The sequence below is a fragment of the Bacteroides congonensis genome (assembly GCF_900130125.1).
Taxonomy (GTDB): domain Bacteria; phylum Bacteroidota; class Bacteroidia; order Bacteroidales; family Bacteroidaceae; genus Bacteroides; species Bacteroides congonensis.
Genome location: NZ_FQXY01000009.1, coordinates 1 through 22,777, shown reverse-complemented (window position 1 = coordinate 22,777; position 22,777 = coordinate 1). Strand labels below are relative to the sequence as shown.

19 protein-coding genes and 1 pseudogene are annotated in these 22,777 nt (G+C 37.3%); 3 read left to right on the top strand and 17 right to left on the bottom strand.

Annotation, left to right across the window (positions count from 1 at the left end; translation table 11 throughout):
* Position 1: 1 nt before the first annotated feature.
* From BQ7997_RS06780 to BQ7997_RS06710, 16 genes and pseudogenes are all read right to left on the bottom strand, one after another.
* Positions 2–1,912 (bottom strand): hypothetical protein, encoded by a 1,911-nt coding sequence (locus BQ7997_RS06780; protein WP_073344904.1) that lies wholly within the window; start codon positions 1,910–1,912, stop codon positions 2–4.
* Between the two features lie 154 nt (positions 1,913–2,066).
* Positions 2,067–2,957 (bottom strand): hypothetical protein, encoded by an 891-nt coding sequence (locus BQ7997_RS06775; protein WP_139260890.1) that lies wholly within the window; start codon positions 2,955–2,957, stop codon positions 2,067–2,069.
* Between the two features lie 59 nt (positions 2,958–3,016).
* The gene (locus BQ7997_RS06770; protein WP_073344899.1) at positions 3,017–3,490 is read right to left on the bottom strand and encodes an RNA polymerase sigma factor; all 474 of its coding nucleotides are present in this window, start codon (positions 3,488–3,490) and stop codon (positions 3,017–3,019) included.
* Between the two features lie 385 nt (positions 3,491–3,875).
* Positions 3,876–4,457: a hypothetical protein gene (locus BQ7997_RS06760; RefSeq protein ID WP_073344896.1), complete on the bottom strand. Its 582-nt coding sequence runs from the start codon at positions 4,455–4,457 to the stop codon at positions 3,876–3,878.
* A 2-nt stretch (positions 4,458–4,459) separates the two neighbouring features.
* Positions 4,460–8,386, bottom strand: coding sequence for a phage tail tape measure protein (locus BQ7997_RS06755; protein ID WP_073344894.1), 3,927 nt, complete (start codon positions 8,384–8,386; stop codon positions 4,460–4,462).
* A 2-nt stretch (positions 8,387–8,388) separates the two neighbouring features.
* Positions 8,389–8,550, bottom strand: coding sequence for a hypothetical protein (locus BQ7997_RS25685; RefSeq protein WP_004311558.1), 162 nt, complete (start codon positions 8,548–8,550; stop codon positions 8,389–8,391).
* 30 nt (positions 8,551–8,580) lie between these two features.
* Positions 8,581–9,102 carry a hypothetical protein gene (locus tag BQ7997_RS06750; protein ID WP_004300282.1) on the bottom strand — a complete coding sequence of 174 codons (522 nt, stop codon included), beginning with the start codon at positions 9,100–9,102 and terminating at the stop codon, positions 8,581–8,583.
* 49 nt (positions 9,103–9,151) lie between these two features.
* On the bottom strand, positions 9,152–9,307 hold the full coding sequence (locus BQ7997_RS25680; RefSeq protein ID WP_004300280.1) for a hypothetical protein: 156 nt from the start codon (positions 9,305–9,307) through the stop codon (positions 9,152–9,154).
* Positions 9,304–10,143, bottom strand: coding sequence for a hypothetical protein (locus BQ7997_RS06745; RefSeq protein ID WP_004300278.1), 840 nt, complete (start codon positions 10,141–10,143; stop codon positions 9,304–9,306). Before BQ7997_RS06745 ends, BQ7997_RS25680 begins: the two co-directional genes overlap by 4 nt.
* The gene (locus tag BQ7997_RS06740; protein ID WP_073344891.1) at positions 10,140–10,712 is read right to left on the bottom strand and encodes a hypothetical protein; all 573 of its coding nucleotides are present in this window, start codon (positions 10,710–10,712) and stop codon (positions 10,140–10,142) included. Before BQ7997_RS06740 ends, BQ7997_RS06745 begins: the two co-directional genes overlap by 4 nt.
* The gene (locus BQ7997_RS06735) at positions 10,709–11,251 is read right to left on the bottom strand and encodes a hypothetical protein (RefSeq protein ID WP_073344888.1); all 543 of its coding nucleotides are present in this window, start codon (positions 11,249–11,251) and stop codon (positions 10,709–10,711) included. The genes BQ7997_RS06740 and BQ7997_RS06735 overlap by 4 nt, the downstream gene beginning before the upstream one ends.
* Positions 11,252–11,259: 8 nt before the next feature.
* Positions 11,260–11,682: a hypothetical protein gene (locus BQ7997_RS06730; RefSeq protein ID WP_073344885.1), complete on the bottom strand. Its 423-nt coding sequence runs from the start codon at positions 11,680–11,682 to the stop codon at positions 11,260–11,262.
* Between the two features lie 4 nt (positions 11,683–11,686).
* Positions 11,687–13,264 (bottom strand): phage major capsid protein, encoded by a 1,578-nt coding sequence (locus BQ7997_RS06725; protein WP_073344883.1) that lies wholly within the window; start codon positions 13,262–13,264, stop codon positions 11,687–11,689.
* A 17-nt stretch (positions 13,265–13,281) separates the two neighbouring features.
* Entirely contained in the window at positions 13,282–14,343 is a 1,062-nt protein-coding gene (locus BQ7997_RS06720; protein WP_073344880.1) for an HK97 family phage prohead protease, read from the bottom strand.
* Positions 14,297–15,739, bottom strand: a complete 1,443-nt coding sequence (locus BQ7997_RS06715) for a phage portal protein (protein WP_073344877.1) — start codon at positions 15,737–15,739, stop codon at positions 14,297–14,299. The genes BQ7997_RS06720 and BQ7997_RS06715 overlap by 47 nt, the downstream gene beginning before the upstream one ends.
* Before the next feature lie 127 nt (positions 15,740–15,866).
* Positions 15,867–17,324, bottom strand: a pseudogene (locus BQ7997_RS06710) (PBSX family phage terminase large subunit); the annotation flags it as partial.
* A gap of 70 nt (positions 17,325–17,394) precedes the next feature.
* On the opposite strand from BQ7997_RS06710, the gene BQ7997_RS06705 reads away from it, so the two are divergent.
* Positions 17,395–19,116 (top strand): recombinase family protein, encoded by a 1,722-nt coding sequence (locus BQ7997_RS06705; RefSeq protein WP_055278967.1) that lies wholly within the window; start codon positions 17,395–17,397, stop codon positions 19,114–19,116.
* Between the two features lie 297 nt (positions 19,117–19,413).
* Positions 19,414–21,285 (top strand): hypothetical protein, encoded by a 1,872-nt coding sequence (locus BQ7997_RS06700; protein WP_073343501.1) that lies wholly within the window; start codon positions 19,414–19,416, stop codon positions 21,283–21,285.
* A gap of 89 nt (positions 21,286–21,374) precedes the next feature.
* On the opposite strand, the gene BQ7997_RS06695 is transcribed toward BQ7997_RS06700, so the two are convergent.
* The gene (locus BQ7997_RS06695; RefSeq protein ID WP_073343503.1) at positions 21,375–21,560 is read right to left on the bottom strand and encodes a hypothetical protein; all 186 of its coding nucleotides are present in this window, start codon (positions 21,558–21,560) and stop codon (positions 21,375–21,377) included.
* Positions 21,561–22,319: 759 nt separating this feature from the next.
* Between BQ7997_RS06695 and BQ7997_RS06690 the strand changes: the two genes are divergently transcribed.
* Positions 22,320–22,777, top strand: a 458-nt coding sequence (locus BQ7997_RS06690; protein ID WP_139260881.1) for a DUF3871 family protein, incomplete at its 3' end; no start/stop codon positions are given.

Genomic DNA, 22,777 nt, shown 5'->3' with positions numbered 1-22,777 from the left:
TCTAGTTTTTTGTTATTGAACGGACAAATAAATCATACTTTACTCCCTCATTTCTCTCAACCACACTACTCACCTCTTTGATATAACCCTCATAAACCAAACCATCCTTCAAGATTTTAATCGTTTCATCATCTGTTGGGGGGATTTCCTCATCAAAAGTTTTAAATGAAACATCTCCACAAGTAATAATTCCACTCTCAATTCTAAAATCGTCTTTCATCCCTATACCATTGACAACAACATCACTATTGCCATCAGAAGAAGAATAAGACAGTTTGTTAGTAAACATACCGATATAGCCGGCATTTGCCTGCAACATGGCACCCTGCCAATACATAGTATTAAACATCGTATCAGGACTAAGTACACCATCAACATTCCAGCCGGTTCTTGTCAATTTATACTTCTTGTCATTGGGAGATAGAGTTGCACCGACAAAAAATACATCATTGTCACTTTCGTCATCTGTAGTATCCTTACCTCTATTTTGCGCCAGGGACTCAATACCATAAGCATCTGCACGGTAAGGGCTGATAAATTCAAGTACATTGTCCGTTATGTCAACGCCAGTGGTATATTCAGTAGTGAACCGGAATTCGTCACGCCCATTCATACTCTCATACTCCTGTTTGTCATACCCGACCCTCACCCGGGAATATATCCTGGACTCTTCTATCTTATATTCAAAATCAGCGATATTACTCCCCAAATCTTTTACATTGTTTTTTCCAAATAAGTTATTCCGATGCCTGAAAGATACTACTCGCCCATTAATCACGGGAACAAACCCAAATTCAGCTTCCATCCAATTAACGAATTTTGTATATGAAGTATATAGCTTAGCTTTTGGTATGCCACGAATACTCTCAGCGGTCAATATTACACAATTATCCAGTCTTTCATCAATCCCGGAAGAAATCTCACCATCAATACCATCATTCCCGCCATTCATACTTTTAAGCAAACGCTTTAAGATAGTAACAGGCTTTATAGCATCTATATCAATAGGTAATCCAATAGAAGGAAATTCCATGGTTATTTTCAAGCTAGAAAAATAATACAACGCAAACTTTGTATTATAAGCTGCGAGCAAAACAATCCCATCATTGGCAGATAATGTTACTTCCCCATCCCAATTTACAGAAATTGATTCTCCTCCCCATCCCCCTTTCCACTCTTTCAAGAGTGTTCCGGATTTTGTTTTTAGCTGCATATCAGCAGAAAGGCTTGCTCCATCCCATGAATACGAGCCCTTTATTGATATTTTGACAGACGTGTTTTTTTCTGTATAAATTAAACATGACTCCAAGTTACCACTTGCACCAACATCCTTCACCTCTATGCCACTACCCGGCACTATTTCACTACTCCCTATATACATTGGAATAGTCATATAATGGTCACTCCCACTTACTGCATCTACAAGAATGCTTCCACTTTCCAGGGTTCTCCCACCACAATAATATGTGGCACTTCCTACATAAGACAATCTATCATAATAAAGCCGGGCTTCATCTTTCAGTTCATCTACCGAATATTCGTATTGTGTTCCTTTATTTGCCTTTATGATATTAGCGACACTATCATCTATCGAATTGATAGAAACGGCATTTCCATCATAGGTCAATGAACCGAAATCCAGTCGGCAACTGAAGAATTCTTCATAAGTATGAGAATTAGTTATGGTATAAACAGTGATACTAGCATTAGAAGCCAGGTATTTGCTCAAATACTCCTCCAATATGAGATCATAGGCTTCTCCCACAAACTGGAATTTTGAAGTAAAGGTTCTAGTTATTCCTTCAAGTCCGGAGCGTTTACGGGAAAACTTTATTTCATCCCAATTCTGAATACAAGATTTGGGAATATCATAGGAAATACTATCAACTGTAAGTACATATTTACAAAGCATTTTTCAGTCTATTTGAACGTTCACGAGCAAATATATAGAAAAAGCCAACCGGTTTCCCAGTTAGCTAAATTCTTGAAAATTGCGCTTTGCAAAAAGCGCAGACTAACTATCTATTTATCAATTATATACCTACATAAAAACAAAAATAGTCTTTTTATATTACACCTATCTTCTTCCCTACCTTACATTTATTATCTTTTTCAATCTCAAGCCTATTAGGTATAGAAGGCCCTAAATTATACTGTTCTTCTAAATATTGACTTAAAGATTTTATAGCATCCAACGCTTTGCTTATATTATCTCTTCTTTTAAATTCTCCAACATCAATAAAAAAATTTATTAGTTGTTCAAACCAAACTGAGCGTTTCTTATCTAAAAGGATATTGGTAAATTCAGAATAACTTAGCAATTTATCTTCAGATTTGTTGTACATAATTTGGCCAATATTATGTTGCAATACGTAGTATATCCCTTCATTATTTAAGAATGCCAAACTAATATTAAATGCCTTATGGAGTATCTCTGTATCATGTTTTTCTTTTGTAACTATGTATGGAAATTCTTCTCTCATCTTTTCAATAACTCCAAAAAGACAGGCAATAAGATAGCATGTTGAAATAATATAATATCCATCATGTATAAACCAATCTCTATTTTTACCTTTTACATCATTAAACCGACTAATTCCAGAAATCTTACTATATCTAATATTGGATTTATTAGATATATATTCATTTATCTCATATAACCGCCAATATGTTTCTTCCAAGTATAGTCGTAAACCATTTAAATACCTTTTATTTAACTCACTCACTTCTTTTTCCCTATCTTTTAACTTATTAAGGTAATGTCCTAGAATAAATATAACAAATGGAATAAAAGACGTGATAATACTTAAGTATATTTTATCTTCCGAACTATAACTATTGAACTTGTTATTTGAATGAATAGTCTCTTTGGGAGTACAATTATCATTGTCTATATTGCCACACACTTTACCATTCACACAAAACAAAAAAAGTAGTATGAGTAACGTATTTTTCATAATTGCTGATATAAAAATGTACTTTACAAAGATAACATAAAAAATATCGCATTTCCCTATTAATAGCCAATTTCTTGAAGTATAAACTTCCGAGCAGAAGAAATACGACTTCTTACAGTTCCGACAGGAATGTTCAGGATTTCACTTATCTCATCATAAGAATATCCACTAGCATAATACATCACACTATCAATACAACGGGATTTTTTAGCACACCGTTGTATTGTGGAAACCAAATCATCAAACAGTATTGAATGAGCTGTACAATTAGAAATGGCACTTCCGTCTACCATATCAAGCCCTGTAAAATGTATAAGGGAATTTCTATTGTATCTTATTATATAAGTATTCCTCATTATAATAAGGCACCACGGTTGAAGTGGTTTAGAACAATCAAATTTATCACGATTCACAAGTAGCTTATAAACTGTATCACCGGCTAAATCTTCAGCATCTTGCATGGAACAGCAGAATTTTCTTGCCACCCTTAATATCCAAGGATATATTTCTGATAATTCCTTTTCAAAGTCCATTGTCAGCCCTCCTTATTAGGTGTATCTTCGGTTCGCCATTAATGCACCTTTCCACGTATTCCCTGTGCATGATACTTTGCTCATGCATTTCCTTAGCAGAACGCTCGATTGAACTAATAAGAGTGCCTATATCGGGGGGCAATAAGGCAATCATTTTTTTTACCTCGGACACTTCTGCTGTTATCCGATTACACTTCGTCTCTAATGTACGTAATTCTGACAATAAAACATTGTATAAATGCCTATTTATACAATGGATGCTGTTTTTTCTATTCATAAAAAAGTCGTTTGTGATTCTAAAGGAGATGTACAAACGACTGTATGAAATAATTCGCTTTAATTAAAAATTAATCGAATTACAGCATATATGTAAATACCAATATTATCATGTGCTTCTTTTTCTTATCGATATTTCAACATCAGCTTGATGAACGATATTTGCGTAGACAGCAGCGTTAATTACACGGGAATCTATACTCATTTTAAAGAATGTCATTAGAAAAGCAATCTCGGCATCGAAAGAAAAACGAATTTGTTCAGGAGTAACCTTATTTCCTTTATGTTCCTCACTGCGTCTTTCCTCGTTCCGTTTTTGCTCAAAAATTGCAGAATGAAGCAAATAGTCAATCTTCGATATTACTTGTTCATCACTCATATTTCGGGTATCTACATTTAGTTGACCCAATACCTGACGAACATCATCATAAAAGCCAAGAGAAACAAGAGCCTGACAAATACGAAGACTCAATAGTTTGGCACATTCTTTCAGCATATCCTCTTTGTCCATTATCATAGCCTTCATACTTGAGGGATTAACAATACTTCTGTATTCGACGAGTAATTTAGACGCCATTTTTTTAAGCGTGCTTTCGGACATAGATTTGCAGTCCGAGAGCAAACAAGCATAGTTGCCGCATGAAAGTTCAATGAAATCATTCAAGGTTATCTGATTTAATCTTTCAATCATGGCTATTTCAGTTTAGATAACTTATACAGTTCAAATTCACGGTTAGAAGCATCCTGACGTTGCATTTTTAGACTCTTCATCAAAAGGAAATTTGTTCTATCAACCCTTTTTTCTAACCGGGAATAATCATTGAAAACAATGGTTTCACCGGAAGAAGATGCAAAATATGTCGGTGAAAATGTAGGAAAGTCCCAGTCCGGCATATCAAAATTAGAGATATCTACCTTATCAACATCAGGAAAGACTTGCGCACCTTTAGGAATATCAACTAAAGTTGGAGTATCAGGAGTAATCCATGCTTTTCCGGAATACATGATAACTTCATGTTTACCGGCATCACCAACCAGAGCAGCACCGCCGGGGTGCCTATCATTACCTTTAGTACCTTCTGCATAAGAAGGAATAGGAGTAGCAAGAATTGTTGCTACTTGCATAGCCCCCATCGCCCCAATAACAGCAGCCATTACAGCACCAGCAATCGGACCTAACTGGAAAGCTTCCATAATACCACGAGCTGTTGCAATTCCAGTTTCTGCAACTTGTACTCCCTTATGCCAAACAGCTTGTTTATGGGCAATCTCTTGCTTTTGTTTTTCCAACTCCTTATTCTTGGCTTCTGTCTGATCCTTTGCTGCCCGTTTACGCGCTTCCGCTTCCTCTTCGGATATAGCTCCAGACTCTGCCAGATTCTCAATTCGTTCAATATCCTCATCATACTTTTCCTCATTAGCTTCCCGCTCTTCTTCTATTTTCTGAATCTGACCATCATAAATAGAAGAGACTAAGTTTCCAATAGCTCCCACAGCTTGAGATGCAGTTTGAAGCCATTTTTTCAAGTTCTTCTGACGTTCTTTCTGTGCTTTCTCATCCGCTTTAGTAACTTTATTGATAGCATCTATTTCTGTTTCTGCTTCTTTTTTGGCAAGGTCCGCTTTCAATTTTGCAAGTTTCTCCTCAAGTTTCTCCCTTTTGTCCGTACTCAAGTTGGCAGTAGCAAGTTCGGATTCCAAAGCGTCAATGGCAGCTTCCGAGGTTTTACGTACATAATCTAATTTTAACTGATACTCAAGTTCTGCATACTCCTGCTGGGTTATTTCCTTAGAAGCTAACTGTTTTTTAAGAGCAAGCGTATCCATAACATAGGCAGCATCCCGGATTTCCTGCTCATGCGCTGCATTCTCTGCAATTAACTGCACCTGATCGGATGCATGTCTTTCGTAAAGTTCTTGTTTCTTTTTTGCATATTTTTCGTCAATGAGAAAAACATCTTCACCTGTTTTCTCCGCTGCATCAATTTCTGCTTCACGTTGCAACTCCAACTGGTGCAATTTCAAATCAAGTTCTTCCTGGGACCCCTTTTTTACAACAGCAAGAGCGTTCTCAACATCTTTCTTTTCACGGTCAGAATTATACTTAATAGAGAATTCATCTAATTTATCCTGCATTTCTTTCGCCAAATTCTGACGAGTAGCGATTTCTTCTTTACTATAACCCTTAACAGCAGCAATCTTCTTTGAGTACGCTAAACCAATTTTAGCAAGTTCCTTTTCTAAGCCTTCATCCATGAGGGCGAGTTCAGACTCTTGATAGGTTTCCTTAATCTTTTGTTTTTCCTTAGCAGCTTTCTCCAGTTCACGTTTTTCTTTATCTGTGAGAGGTTTGTTGAATGTACTTCCCGTATTTTCCTCTTGATAATCATTGGTAATACCTTTGATTTGCTCCATTTTTTCTTTCAACCCAGCAACATATGCAGTTTGCTCTTCAACAAGCTTGAAAGACTCATCTATGTCTTTTTTCATCTGATTAGTAGTTTTTTGAAGCCCTAGGCCTTGTTTCAATAAACTACGATTATTATACTCACTCCACTGCTTTTGGTTTCGTTTAGTATAAAGTTGTAATCTAGCTTCTTCTTGCGATAAAGTTCTTTCTAATATTTTAAGTTGTTCTCCTCTAGCTTTCTCAAAAGCTTCTGCACCGTCAACTCCCTCTTTTCTATATTTCAAAGCGACCCTATCAATACTTTCCTCCTTAGATTTAACCCATTCCTTATCCAGTTTAGCAGCTTCTTGACCATTACGAGCTGCATTAGCTAATCTTTCCTCGCCAAGTTCTTCTGCCGTGGCTATTACGGCACGCATAGAACGGACAAGGTCGGTAAATTCGTTTATTATCCCAGATAAAACGCCTGTGTTTTTACCTAAAGAGATCATCAGGGCTTCCCAAGCAGATTTTAAACTATCAATTGCACCTTTGGCATTATCTTCCATAGTATGAGCCATATCACCCAATTCACCTTCAACACCTGTTATTTGTTCGCGTAATGGAACAATCTTATCGGCAGCGGTAAGAAATGCATTGAAAGCAGCAACACTCCGTTTATCAGTCATTTCAAGAGTACTATTCAAATCTACTCCCTGCTCTTTCAATTTTTGTAATCCAGCCACCAATTCAGGCAGCGTTTTAACCGGACCACCTAACGACTTAGCAAGTACACCGTTTGTATCAGCTAAATTTAGAAGAATATTACGTGTAGCAGTAGCAGACATTGAAGCGTCAAAGCCGGCGTCTGATAATTTACCTAGTAAAGCCAAAGTATCTTCAATAGAGAAATTAAAAGCCTTAGCTACCGGTCCAACGATTGGAAGTGCAGTAGCAAGATATGAAAACGATAACGCACTCTTTGTTGTAGCAACAGCCATTGCAGATACATAACGTTCTGTCTCACGAGTATCTGCATTGAACATTCTCAATGCAGCTCCAGTTAGCGAAGCAGCTTCCCCTAACTCTGCACCGGTAGCTTGAGCAAAACGTAAAACCGATTCTGTTGCATCTAATATTTCTTTCCGTGTAAACCCCAACTTGGCTAATTCTATCTGCAATTCGGTAGCTTCAGAAGCTGTATATTTAGTTGTAGCTCCCAACCTTTTAGCATCAAGAGTTAATTCTTTTATTTGGTCTGATGTGGTACCGAGTATTGCGGCAAGCCGGCTATTAGCAAACTCGAACTCGACAACACTACCAACCCCTTCCCGAAGTTTAGTAAAAAGAGCTACAACGCCACTTACAACAGCTTGTGCACCAATATATCCAGCAGCCCACCCTTTCAATCCTGCACCAACTTTGTTTAGCCCAGGAGCCATCTCCGTTTTAAGCATCATTCCAGCATTCCGGGCAATAATTCCCATGTTCTGCATGGACTTATTACCGTTCTGTATTTCAATCCATGCCGCCTTTACTTCTTCCCGATATGCACCAATGGTCATTTTCTGTTGACTATATCGATCGGAATTTCGCTTTATGTAATCAGTGTTGATTCCAATAGTAGAATTAAGACGGGCAAGTGTACGAATATAGTTTTCATCCGTATCTTTCAAAACATCAACAGCCTTTTGCAGCTGCTTATTCATTTCCTTTGCTTGTGAACGGCTATGTACTTCCTGATTAGTCAAGATAATAGCAGTTCTGATAAGTTTTAAACGTTCTTCTTCAGATAGAACAGCTTTCTTACGAGTAGTATTACCGGCATTCTGCGCTTTTGTCAAGTTAGCTTCTGCTTTAGCAGCCTTTTCCAAGGACACAGCATTATCCGAGTTTGCTTTGGTTAGTTTCTTCAGTTCAGCAGCAGATAATTTCTCTACATTTAGCTTTTCCTCTATCTTCTTACTGACAGTTTGAGTTATTTCAGACTGTCTTCTAAGAGCTTCGGTTAATTCAGCAGATGCAGAACCAGCCGTTTTTGCTTGAGTATTATAAAGGTTACTCAACTTTTCAAGATCAGCAACACCTTCTACATTTAGTTTCAAACCTTTTGCTAATTCTTTGGCCGCATTAACATAATCAGCCCTCACACGCTCAATAGTATTATCAAGCTCCACCAATTTCTGCAAATCGTTCTCATCAACGAAATCTTTTAATTTTAAATCTGCCATAATTACAGGTAATGTCTATATTCAACAATCTTTCCTTTTATCTCAACTCCTAGTTTATCAAAAGCATAGGTACCATCTTCTTTCTGATAAACGACATACATGCAACCATCCAAGACAGCTGCTTTCTTTGCAAGATCACTGATACGTTCCAGTTCACTCTGCATCTTTTTTATTTCGCAACTACAAGCCATTTTCTACCGATATCCACATTCTGAAAAGAAACGTTCCATCCAGGGACGGAGATACATAATATTAAAGTACTCTTTAGCTGTATCACCAATGCCTAAAATCTGCTCACCGTATTTCTTCTCAATAGAACTACCGTCCGTAAATCCTTTCGTTGAGAATCGAAGCCCGGAATCAATTCTATCGGCAGTTATGCTATCATAGAAAGTACCAGTAATAAAGAGGTTAGGTACCTCAACCGGACGCGGTGGCAAATAAAGCATCTCACTTCTAAGAGGTGGAGTTATCCTCTCCTTCCATCGTTTATATTGTTCCGCACGGTTCTGCCAGGGACCGGGCTCGTTAAAATAGGTGTCAGTATCATAATCAGGATTCAATAGATGTTCAGTACCGTCCAGACCGGAATATAATTGTTCCTGAATGCAATCAACGAGTACATTCTTATGTTCTTCCATACACCTAATACATTCCTCTTCAAACCCGGATGCAATGGAATGAATAACTCTATGTAATTCATCAAAATCTGCCATACAGTAAAAATATAACGGGCCGGGCTGTAATCACACCCCAGCCCGTCGGTTACTTAGTTATCGCATCGTACACTTCCGAGAGCTTCTTCTTGCGGTCAGCTTCCTTCAGTTCCTGCCACACGACTTTAATGTGCGCATTAATAAACTCTTCCTTCGTCATGCCCTTCACAGCAACCTCGACGAACGTAACATTATCTACCTTCATGACACCTGCTCGATACCTCTGATTCCTTTTTCATACAATACAGAAGGAGCTTTCAACGAAGGAACCGCCCCGGCTTTAGGAACAATGGTAATGATACCATCCGAATATGTAGCAGAAGTTACGTTATTCATAACTTCAGCAGCACCATCAGCAATAAGACTGCCAAATTCTTCTGTACGGTCATAACCACCAACAACTTCAACTATTTTGTAAGTATTTTCGGCCTCCAACTTTTGAAACACAACATCAACCAAGCCTTTAACGAAATTCTTGGGATTGAAGTCTAACTGCACGTAGTCAAAGTGCAATTGGCTGTCTTCCACATCTTCATGTGAAAAACTAACAGTCATCGCAGACTTAGCACTACTGGTCGGGTACTGTGTCACGGTCGGGTAAACAGTAGACATCGGAATACCGGCAAGGATATCAGTGTCATCATTATAACCGATCAACATATTATCCTGATTCCAAAAGTAAACATCCCATCCTTTATTGGCACATTTCAGAAGCTGGGCATTCAAAACCTCATCAAATTTCTTCAAAGTGAAGGTGTCTGTTTGAGCGCTAAGCCCGTTGTATTCACTTGCACCGTACCCTACAGGATTAACTTGAGGCTCTCCACCATTCTTGGCATACTCCAGGAATGGCAAAATAGGGTAAATACGCCCGGGACGGTCTGCATGGCACAATTCGAGCAACTTCTCACCTGTTATATCAGCAGGGAGTTTGACACCATGTTCTGTCAAGATAGCACCTTTGACTTTTTTCCAGTCAATGCTACAGGCAGAACTACCAGTGTTCATCCGGGAACCCTTACACGTTCTAATCTTTCTCATTTTCTTCTACAATTAAGATTATTAATTTTTATTTCCATCGAGCGTATATTTATGGCATCAATCGGCTCGCTCACAGCCTCACCGGAATCTGTATAGGCTCCGTATCTGCCATATGAATAGTTTTCTGAATAACTATGTTTCACTTTTTCGTCATAGTCGCAGTCGAACCGAGAATCTTCATATAATACTTCCAATAAACGTTTATAGATTGGCCGAAGGATATTTTTAAAAGATGTGGTTCTGCGCATCTCATTGCTCCACTCTTTACAAGAAGAACATGCTATAATTAACGAAACCTTTGCTTTTGAAAAATAATCCGCATCACCTCTATCCTCACTAATTGGAGTGAATAGTGCAACCAATGGAAACTTCCTTTCAGACTGGGCAGAAGACTTACTGTATTCATCTAAAATATCTTTGATATATTGACTGCTACCGAAGACGTAATTCAACCTTGGGGACTTCATAACTTTAGTTCCCCCTTTCCCATTTGGATAGAGAATTTCAAGCCCTTCTGGAAGTTCCTTTACAATCTCCTCAAACAGTTCTGTTATATCTAAATCTATCATAAATTGAAAGCATTAATTGGGGTCAAAAGATTCTTGGTTATTTTCACATCGAAAGGACAATCATTCGACATAGCCCATTCAACAAACTGTTTATTCTTCTCTACCATGCTATTCCATGTGCTTACTTGTCTCTTCAAAGGAGCCATATATTCATTAGCACATTTCAAACGGACAAGCCCGGTTATTGTAGCCTGGGTGTTTGCGTCACGAAGAATATGATAAAAGACATAGTCAGCGAACGGTTCACACAGCTTCTCGCATAATACTGCATATCCGGACTGGGGGGCTTCCTTCTCTTCTGAAATATCAACTTCATCTGAAGAATCTTCCTTTTCCCGTTCAATAAGCTCCAAATAATCTGTGATAGCTTGGGAAAGAGTCACACCAACAACATTCCGGAGAAATTCGGGCTGAAATACCTTAATATACCCATTTATCACCTCATTCACAGCAAGAGATTGGGGCGAAGGCATTTCAGCGACCGAAACATTCTCAATATGCCTGGGACCTGACATAAAATATGAAACATCAATCAACATAGCGATAGTTATTTAGAAGTCTTGCCTTTCCCGGTTTTCTTTTCATCTTCCACGGAAACGGCTTTATCATCTGTAACAGTTACCTCCTTGGCATCTTCCTCTTGCAAATCTTTTGAATCGGCAACCGGAAGATTCTTTTCATCAGAAGGCACCTGTACTTCAAGTTCTGCAATGCGAGCTTTCATTGTTTCACGCTCTTCTGTCAGTTCAACAATTGTCTTATCTTTCTCTACAATGGATACAGTAAGCCTGCCAATCTCTTCATTTTTCTCTGCAAGCATACATTCCAATGTCTTTCGGGCATCTTCTTCTGTAACAAGACCACATTCGGAAATAGGGATGAGTTGAATCATCCCTCTATTAATCCGAATGCGTTGCTCTTTAAGCACATTGGTTACATCCTTATCGTTACCTCTAAGTATGTAATCCATAATCCTACGCTTTAGTTATTGCAGTCTTCAATGCGGCCAAATCCCCATAAGCGAAAGCCCACGGCATATAAATCGGGAAGATAACTTCTTCTTGTGCCATCAATACAACCTCGTTGCAAAGCTTGGTCTCCACATCTTCAGCCCATTCAAGTGTCAAAGTGGTATAATCAACCAAATTTGCGGCTTGGTTGAAGTCACCCAAAAGATACTTACCAGGAAGAATACCACCATACTCGATAATCGGGCGACCGGCAATATATTTCACCCCATCAACCATTTTAACGATACCAAGATTACGTCCTGTCGTATCTTTCTCTGATTCCATACCGTTAACAGTCATTGGATTAAGAATAATAGCATTCGGAAAATACTGGGCATATGTCATTGCGGCGAAAGCAGTTTTCACTACATCTTCAGAGTTGGGTTCCTCAATATTCTTAAAGCCGGCTTCATGAACACTGAATGTCATCTTATCCGTAGCAGTTTCAGCACCGGAGAACGCGACACCAGGAATAAGGATACGCCCATCTTCCATTTTCACAAGAGCGTGTGTTTTGTTCAGTTCTGTAAGAACAGCGGCACCAGCGAACGTGATACTCATTCCATCAAGAATCAAATCCTGTGGTTCTGCAAACTCTACAATCACATCCTTATCACCGTTATATCCGGTAATAGCTTTTACAGCACCAGCAGCACCTGTAACAATGGCTGTACTAATAATCTTCTCTACAGAAGTCACCCCAGTATTATTGACAATACCAAGCAGATTCTCCCCATTACCGTCACCAAACAAGATGTTCCAGTCTTCTGCCATCCAAACAGCTTCAGGAAGCATGTTCAAGATGTAGGAACGAATGTACACTCTTGATTTCAACATACGTTTTGAGATACGGATATGAGTACCAAGGCGCTTAGTTCCTGTCTGTATCTCTTTTACCTTGATGCTTGATTCAGGCAAACGCCCATTCTCTGTTACAAAACGGGCATTGCGGTTGAAAGCATATACTTGCGCATAGGCAAGTTGAGGGTATGCAGGATCAGCAGTCAGCGTCGTTAATACATCACGCATATGCAACTTTTTGTTGGCAACCTGAGTCACAACACGTTTCTGTTGTTGAGTAATCAACAAATCACCGGTGTAATTGTCAGTCATGGAAACGACATCTTTCAAGGAGAAGCCGTCAAATTCTCCTGATTTGCGTGTTTTTCCTTCTGCGAAATCTCTGAATTTTTCAGAATCAAGCATCTCGTTCAACTTCTCATCGAACTTGTTGATAGTATCCATAGAAAGACCTTTCTGCTTCATTTTCTCGATACTTTCACCAAGAGTTTTAACTTGTTCTACAAGTTGCTCGTTGTCCTTTACCAATTGCTGGAACTTTTCTCCATCATAGGCTTTCAATAGATTATTGATGTCACCAAACTGTTTCGTTACCTCCTCCGGTGAGGCAAATCCTTCAAGTGACTTGTTAACTACTTCACACATCATGCCGGCGATGTTTTCCATGAATGTTTTCTGTTCTGCCGGCAGACCGTCTGTTTTCAGATTAAAATCTGATACTGTAAATTTTCTAATTGGCATAAAATTTAAATTTTAAATTATTTATTCTCAAAACAACTATTCAAACTCTTGAAATCGAGTAAAGTGCCATTATCAGCGGCTTTAATCGTTACTTCATCGTTCCCATTTTTCCCGTCATTCTTTTCTTGAGTGTCAACAGACGGCTCATTTTTTCCGGTGGTATCTTCAGAAGTGTTTTGCAGAATAGCATTCGAACGATATACTTTTCCCCAACAGTGGGGACATCTTACATAATTCATAAGGTCTTGTAGACCCTTTTGAGTAAATTCTTTCTTTTCTGATTTGACAGAATCAATAAGAGAAATTACTTGGGTTCTAATCTCCGGAGTGAGCTTCTCCATTTCTTCCCTTACAATGTCCTGTGTTATCCATCTCTGATAATCAGCAGCATAATCTAATACCTGTTGGGCAAAGGTATGCTCCGTTTCTGCATCATAATCAAATTGATGACCACAATGAGGACATGAGACAACGGCACCACCGTTGAGGCTCTTCAGTAATAAACTTAATTCCATATCGTATCCTTTTAAACGTTCATCACTATATCCATGCTGCAAGAACGCTTTCCGGACGAAATCAACAGCTTCCTTTACCTGGTCGGCAGTAGCAGACTTAATATTCACAAGGAAAGTCTGTGGATTACTCCCCCAACTTGTCAATGTTGAATATTCCATCATACGCCATTCAAGTACCTTACAAGGATCGATAGAATCCCTTTTGATGGCTTTTACTCCGATAGAATGTTCAAGTGTTCTGCCATTCTCTGCAAACAGCTTATAATCAGCCAACGTGTCACGTCCAATCTGTTTTTCAAGATTTAACTGACCGACCATAACCAAATTACCTTCTGTTTCCTTACCACTCAACGGAACACCTAACAACTGGTCTGTACGATGATTCAGGAACCAACGCATCCGACCAATATTTTCTTTCAATGTCTTATTGAATGAGCCGGGCATAGATATGTCATTTTGTGAGTCCTTCACACCGATACCGTTCACCGCAACGGTAACGATACCCTTCTCATCAACATCATTTGCCTTTGTCTTGTACTGAAGGCTTTTGATTTTCTCTTCCATCTTTTTCATCTCCACTTTTAGTGTTAAAAACTCGATTTACTTTATCCAGTTCCTCATCTGACATATCAAATTTCAATTTGTCAAACAAGGGATTTTCTATCATACTTTCACCTATTTGGGCACGCCAGTCATTGAGCGTTATAAGCCCACATGAGAATTGTTCCCGACAACGTTTATTTATATTGGTCTTTACGTCCTCGGATTCTTTCAATCCTTCCTGCAAACAATCAACATCAGAGAAATCACAATCCAAATAATATCCCCCTCCTTCAAGACCAAGGAAAGCTGTAAAATCCTTGCAGAATTGTTTGGCCATAGGAATAACAGTTGAACAATATACGCTCTTTTCAGCAGTAGCCTGATTGCTAAATGTAGACTGGTCTTTTCGCGGAACAAGAACGGCAGGGATACCATATGCTCCTGCAATATTTATTGCATCAGCCAAGGTTTCTTCAAACGGTTGTAACTCTGCAATAGAAAGATTAGTACGAACAAAGTCAATATCTGCGTCTGAAATTCCATAAGGTACCTGGCCCTTTCTTACACCATACTTCTCGAAGTTTTGCTTCAAAAGTTGTTCTTTTTCATCGTCATTTAACGCTATTGAACCGGTAGCATCCGTTTTCTTACTTACAATAAAACCTAATCCACCCCGCTTTACATAAATTACATTTCTAGCTTCATATACAGCAATTAGGTTTGATATTGGCTTATTTTGTGAATCCAAGCGACTTTTGGACTTCAAGAACATAGCCCCTGAATAGAACTCTGCACTTCCGTCTCTATCATGCCATATTTGGTATGGGGGAATTTCCAAACTACCATTCCAACCATATTCCAAACGATAACTACGAATAATATCTTCTGTTTGAGCAATACCAAACAATGGCACATTTCCATAAACCGGTTCTACAATAGTCTTATCAGAAGGTATTACCCAATAATTATCACAATACCGCCATTTTTCAGCATTAGAAAAGGCATCAGACATAGCAGCACGAATAAAACTATTCCCAGTACACAATTTATAAATATGGTGCTGATAAATCAATTCTTTCCAACGCATCAAACAATTAGGACGGCTAAGTATGCCATTCATTCGTCTGTTTGCCCATACTACACTATCATCCTTAGTTTTCTTCAATTGAAAATTAGCACCTGCAATTCGCGATGCAATATAATCGATCGGGAAATAGACTTCAGGTATCGCACTGAATAGCGTTAGATAGTTACTGCCCGCTACAATAGGACTAGTAAGGTCCTCAATGTATGCAACTGACCATTTTTCAGCCTTACCACTTTGAGTATCTATATCCTTATTTTCAGATGAAGAAACAATTTCAACTTCACCTTTAGTCTTAGATTTCTTTCCAAATAGATTATCAAAAATATTCATCGAGTCTCCTTTTTGAGCAAAGCTAAGTAAAAAGGAAAACCGTTTTCCAAAACTCTAAAATCTTGAAATTACGAGAGTATATCAATTCTAGTATAACACATTTATTTTCAGATACATAAAACATAAATCAATTCAAACCTAATTTTACAACGAACTGCACCAACCCGCTCAAAACTGCACTGGCCTCTTTTGTTTCACTATCTTTATTATAGTCCATCAGGTTATTCATGAAGGCAACATATTCTGTATCAGATTCTACTTTTGATGCAGAAAAAAGAATACTATTTTTCACATAATCAGATGTTGCAGCAATACGCTTGTCTACATCCGGAAACTCTTTCATTACACGAATCTCCTTGTTTGTACTAGAACGGAGTTCCCGGATAAAAGGGAAATAAGCATCCATACATTCAATTACACATGAATCAGATTCATGGGACAAAATAGAAGAACGTATATCTTCTGTTGAAGTAGTATCCATAAATACTACATCAACAACATGCCATTTATTCCCACATCTAAACGCTTGTATAAGGACAAATTTCCCATTAACATTCGGCATCACATATAGAATCTTCTTAGTGTATTTACATTCGGTATCTGGATTGAAGAAATTAATAGTGCCATTACAAGCATACAAGTTCCTTTTTCGCCGGTTACTAAACTCTATATACTGCTCACTACACAAATCTACAACGACATATCGGAACGTATCAGACAGGTGCCCGTGCTCCTCATAAGTCTGCAAGGTAGTTTTATTCTTGACCTTAGTTTTAAGAATGGCACCGTTAGCATCTTTCTGTACGCTCATGTAGTCCTCAATAGATACCGAACATGATTCGTCAATGTATATCTCTATACCGGGAACTGTACAATCAAAAATGGCATTAATAAACTCACCGGTCATCGCTACACTCGGATTCTTGTTGCCTACCTTATCTTCAATCTCGAACCCTTCTTTTTGCAATGTATCTATGAATAAGTCCATCCAAGAACGTTTTTCATCATCAATGCTATTGGCCGCCTTTGTTGAGGCATCCCCGTGTAGGTAGACTTTATCACTATACCTGATATCTTTCAGATACTTGGCTACAAGTTTAGAGGACTTCTTTACTGTATTGTTAGGACTTTCGGCGCATGTCTCATGGAACTGCCAAACCTTGATACCGGTAGTGAAATCTACTTGCCAGTACGACACACTGATATATGGCAGTACGTTATTATCTACTGATATATGAATAGGCAGGTCCGGGATATATTTATGTTCACCGGAATGTTTGCCACGATTGAAAGAACCGAAGAACTCGCTACCGGTACGAATGACACCCCATTCTCCCAATGCGTACACATTGTAATAGTCCGGGTCGTGAACTCTATCATACTCAAAATCGGCAACACATTGCTCATCATAGAAACCATACGTACCGTCAGGACTACCGACAACCCAAAAATTATTCAAATAGGTAGATTGGATAATAACTGTATTAGGTGCCTGTTCCTCGATTTGCTTAGTACGAAGATTAAGTATTTGCCTGGGTGCGTTCTTTCTTACGGATTTGACCTTGGTAAGTTCTTCCGGCAACTCATTACAATAAACAATTGTAATACTAAAATATAATTACTATCTTTGCAACATTAGAACTAGAATATTTATTATGACAAAAAAGGCTGCTATATATCTACGTGTCTCTAGTATCGACCAGAATTATGAACGACAAGAAATAGAGTTAAAAGCACTAGCTAAGTGTTTAGGATATGAAATCAAATACATATTTGAAGAAAAGCGCTCTGCTGTCCTTAAAATGGATACTAGAGATGAATTAACTCAAATGCGAAAATTAACAAAAAATGAAATAGATAGAATATTTATCTGGGACATCACTAGACTTAGCAGACGAGCTATAGATTTTATCACCCTAATTAACGAATTTACAGACAAAGGAATTTGCCTGCATTTCAAAGATAAAAATATAATTACATTAGATGAAGACGGCAAACAAGACATGTTCGTCAGCATGTATCTCTACATATTAGGATTATTTGCACAAATGGACGCTGAAAACCTAAAAGCCAAGATGCGTTCAGGAAGAGAAAGAGGACTAGCCATAGGTCATGCCTATACAGGATGTGCGCCGTATGGATACAAATTAATTAACAAACAATTATATATAGACGAAAAAGAAGCAGAGACCGTACGTGCTATTTTCAATAATTATGTGGACGGAAAAAGCATACAACATATAATTGACATTCTAAATTCCAATAAGATTCCAACAAGAACTGGTATATTATGGACAAGAAACAGTATTTATGCAATAATCACTAATCCTGTTTATAAAGGCAAACCAGAGTTAACAAGCATTACAAAAAGGGATGAAAATAAGAAACCGTTAGAAAAAATAACGAGAGTCTTCAAAGCTCCTGTAATAATAGAGTCACCAATTTGGGATGAAGCGCAAGTACAAAGAAAAAAACACAAAAGTTTCATTGATAAAAGTAAAGAGAGAGAAGCACTCTTAAGAGGAATATTGCAATGTGGAAACTGTGGAAAAGCATATTGTACCGCTATCAATGGTAGTGGAGTACCGACATATATTTGCAGTGATAACAGAGCTAATATAAACCAAAAACTAAATTGTAAGAATGGCGGAGTAGCATGCTATTTCCTTGATTCAATATGTTGGCAAACAATTAAAGATATTTATGCATACAAAAACTTTCAAGATACATTCACTAAAGAAAAAGCAAAAAATCAACAATTATTACAAGAGAATCAAACACAAATCAATAATTTTATTGATAAACAGATAGAGTTAGATAAAGAAAATGAAAGAGTAAACAAAGGTTATAGAATTGGTATATACACTGATTCAGAAGCTATACGAGCTAAAGGAGAAATTAATAATAATAAGGCTAGATATGAGAAAATGATTGAAGAATTAAAAGCTCAAAATTCAATCCTTACAGCTAAAATTAAACAAGACTTCAGCCATTATAAAATCCCAACAGTCGAACTATCCTACGAAGAAAAGAAGGCAGTGTGTAAAGAATTAATAGAAACTGCAAAGATTTACTCATATCCACCTAACAATAGAATTGTACAACTACAACTCAAAATGGGATTAATATTCAATATTGTGTTAAACCCTAAAAGAAGACTATACTATATAATAGACAACTCTACAGTTACCTTCAATAATCCGCAATCTGCCCCTATTTTCTTAAGGGAAGAATTAAAAGATAAAGATTTTACAGTTACATGCGATAATAATGACTACTTCAATGAAGAAATTTTTGGTGAATACAGCTTTGCACAAATGTGGAACATCATGGATAAATATGGTTACATACAAGATTATCCTAAAGTAAAAAAATAGTCAAAAGCATCTCATACTCATATTCTAGAAAGTTAGAACAAACTATCTTGATATAAAATATATTCTACAAATACGTCTAGTCATTTTTTTAGTTTGTGGCAGGAACTTTAAGCCAGTTTCCTAGAAACTTGCTACTTTTGTTCATGAGAAATAATCTCGACTGGTGACATGGTTGGAAATATTATATTCAGATAGTTATAAAGTGAAAATTTAATGGGTAGTGGAAAAATTTCGATGTCCCCATATTCAGCCCGATATGGTCAGATTTTTCCACTACCATAGAAATATAAGATAAACATGGAAATAGAACAAATAAAGCTTAATGGTGACGAACGTCTAATTGATGCGCTTAAATCGAAGGGATATACAGATATACCAAGTAACGTTATTTTAGACAAGACGTTGACAGGGATAGGTGCTACTTATGCAGAGTTACATTCATGCCGTAATTCAATCATTATTGAACCCAATGTACCAGTTATTGTAGGTAAAACTGCCAAAAATGGCGATTGGTTGGCTGTTTACAGTAATACGACAGTGGCACAAATAAAAAAGTATCTGAAAAGAACTGATGTCAAGTACAAGAAGATTCTAACTACTCCCGAAGGATTTAAGAAAGTTAGGAAAGCAGCAGATAAGTCTTACAGTCTAATTCAAGAAACCTATTTCTGTTTATTTGATGAGTGTGAGAAGTTGACGCAAGATTGTGACTATCGAGCAAGTATTTTACAGCCAGTCTACGATTTTTTCGACTTTAAAGAGAAAGCGTTTGTATCTGCAACTCCATTGGAAGTGTCACACCCTGCATTTGAAGGGCAAGGGTTTAAGAAGCTGGAAATTGTTCCTCAATATGATTATAGGAAAGATTTACATTTGATTGTAACTTCAAGTTATGAAAGAACAGTTCGAGAAGAATTTCAGCGACTGAAAGACAGTTCCTGTGTCTGTATATTCCTCAACTCCGTAACTGGAATTAATGAATTGGTTAATTCTCTGCATTTAGAGGGAGAAAGCCGTATCTTTTGTTCAGAAGAAGGGGTTGGAAAGTTGAAAGACGCAGGCTTTACTAATGCCGTATCGTCAATAGATTATCCATTGGCAAAATACAATTTCTTCACATCAAGATTTTATTCAGCAGTTGATATTGAATTGAATGTAAAACCCGATATTCTGATACTTACTAATCTGAATAATGCTGTATATACAACCGTTGACCCATACACCGAAACAATACAGATTCAAGGACGATTCAGAAGAATGTTTGAGGATAAACAGACATTTAATAGTTTGACGCATATAACAAATACCCGTGATTTGGGAGCTTTATCACGTGAAGAACTGGATAGACAAATAGAGGAGTATAAAACTACTTATCAGTCTCTCATTGAAAGATATGATAAAACAACAAATTCAGCCCGTAAAACATCTCTAAAACAACAACTTAAACAAATCTGTAAGGATTACTTATTGGATGAACGATTAAATATTGATTATTTTGGTATAGATAATAAGTATAATGAGGAACGGGTTAAAAGCTATTATCAATCAGGAGAGAAGTTGTATGCTGCTTATGAAGCAACTAAGTTCTTTCGAGTTAATTATGAAGAAAGACAAGAAATAATCGGAGAAGATGATATCTTTAGAATAAAGAAAGCTCCAAATGAGAAAGAGCGTATTCGTATATTTGCCACAAAACTAATCCAGTTGAATGAACAATGCAAGGAGAATCCAAGTATTGACAAGCAGTTTTTTCTAAAGCTACTTCATGATTCATGTGATTTTGCAGATTTAATCATTGAAGCATACGAAGTTATACCGTTTGAATTGCAAAAACAAGCGGTATGGAACTGTTGCGATAAAAAGAAATTGGAAATAGCATTGAGAGACCAAAAGAATGAAAATAAACGTTTTTCTCCAGAAGTTCTACGTGATATAGAATCATCTTTTAGACCATACATAGGACATAATATAGCTAAGGAAGAAACTAAAAGAATGTTTGCTGACATTTACAGTAGGCATTATATACTTCATAATGAAATAGGCATTACAGCAAAGGTAAATCAGCAAACTATTTGTGAATATTTTGAAGCAACACCACAAAATAAGAAGAAACCGAATGAGTGGAAAATCAAATGTATGTTGCCCCAATATGCTGCATTGGTAAGTTAGTTTTTATCAGTTAATACAGTAAGTACAAAAATAGCCGCAAGCGAGTACACTTACAAATGTGCTCAACTGCGGCTTTTTTTGTGTTGATATTATTTCTTCTTGTAAGAGGGTGGCAGCTTTATTTTTGCCAGTCGCTCGTATAGTTCCGCATACTTCTTTTTTAAATAATCTCTGTCTATTTTGATTGTTACCTTGCGATTAACAATGTGCTCTGTTGTTTCATCCGTAAGGGTGGTACTTGTGTCAGGTGCTATTGGGATTCTTGTCTCAATCATGGGATTTTAAATAAAATGTTTTTCTAATGTGGTTAATCTGTATTCTCTGTTTTTGATAGCCTTGTGTCTGTATCCATACACCGATATGGACTTTATTATCTCTGATTCCGTGTTTCAAGGCTAATTCACGCAATTCTTGATAGGTATATACTTCTGACATGGTAGGTAATAAGAAAAAAAATCATAGCCACAAGCAGTAGGGCAGACGTCAAATTGCCCTACTTTTTATGGTTACGCTACAAAAATGAAAAAGGTCGTCTAATACTAGTATATAGGCGACTGCAATAAAATCTATCAAACATGGCTTTATCTATGAAAGACTGCGAAGAAATGAATTTACCACATTGGTAGTAATTGGGAAATGGAGATAAAAAGCCCTCAATGCAATACGGTAATCCTTCCTTCATGGGATACACAAATTTACGAATAATTGGGGAAGCTAAAAAATGAATGATACTCATTTTTCAAACATTGGTTGTATGGTTATGCCACATTCTGTAATGGTCTAAAGTAGTTCCATTTGTGGTGAGTAGAAAGATGTGCGTGCAATAAAGTACAGGTACTTATATATAATCCCCCCTACCTATAAAAATAGGAGCTTAAATATATATCAGCTCATTTCTCCTATGATTTACAGAATTGAAAGTTACATGAACACATGAACAGTAGTTCTAACGTCCCCCTAGGGTAGTTGGAGAGAAACGAAATATATTTCAATCCACGTAATCAATTTATAAATCATTTAAAATTTTATTCGTTATGAGAAATCTACAAATTATTGGCAATGTGCCACAGGTAAGAAGAGAAAGTAACTTTGGTGAGTATGCAGAAGAAGCGGTAATAATCGAAGAGCCAGTAAAGCCCAAAAGGGTAAATCACTTTATAGAAGCAAACTCTGTGGAGGTTACTTTAGACCATTTAAAGAATGATAATGTGATACCAGTTTTCAGCAAGGATAATGAACTGACTATTTCGCATCCACAATTTATTGAAACGGTTTGGGAAGCGGCTAATTCATTTTATAGTGGTGAACAAATCGAGCAACCAGATATAAGGTGCAGTCATGTGGTAAAAGGGAGACGTCCAGAATCCATTAACAAGCCAAAGAACCTGTTAACGGAAGCTGACACTACCCAATATTACGAAAGATGCGCTTTTGCCATAGATATTCCATCTATCTATGAAGATGTATCTGGCAACAGGCTTAATCTTTCTAT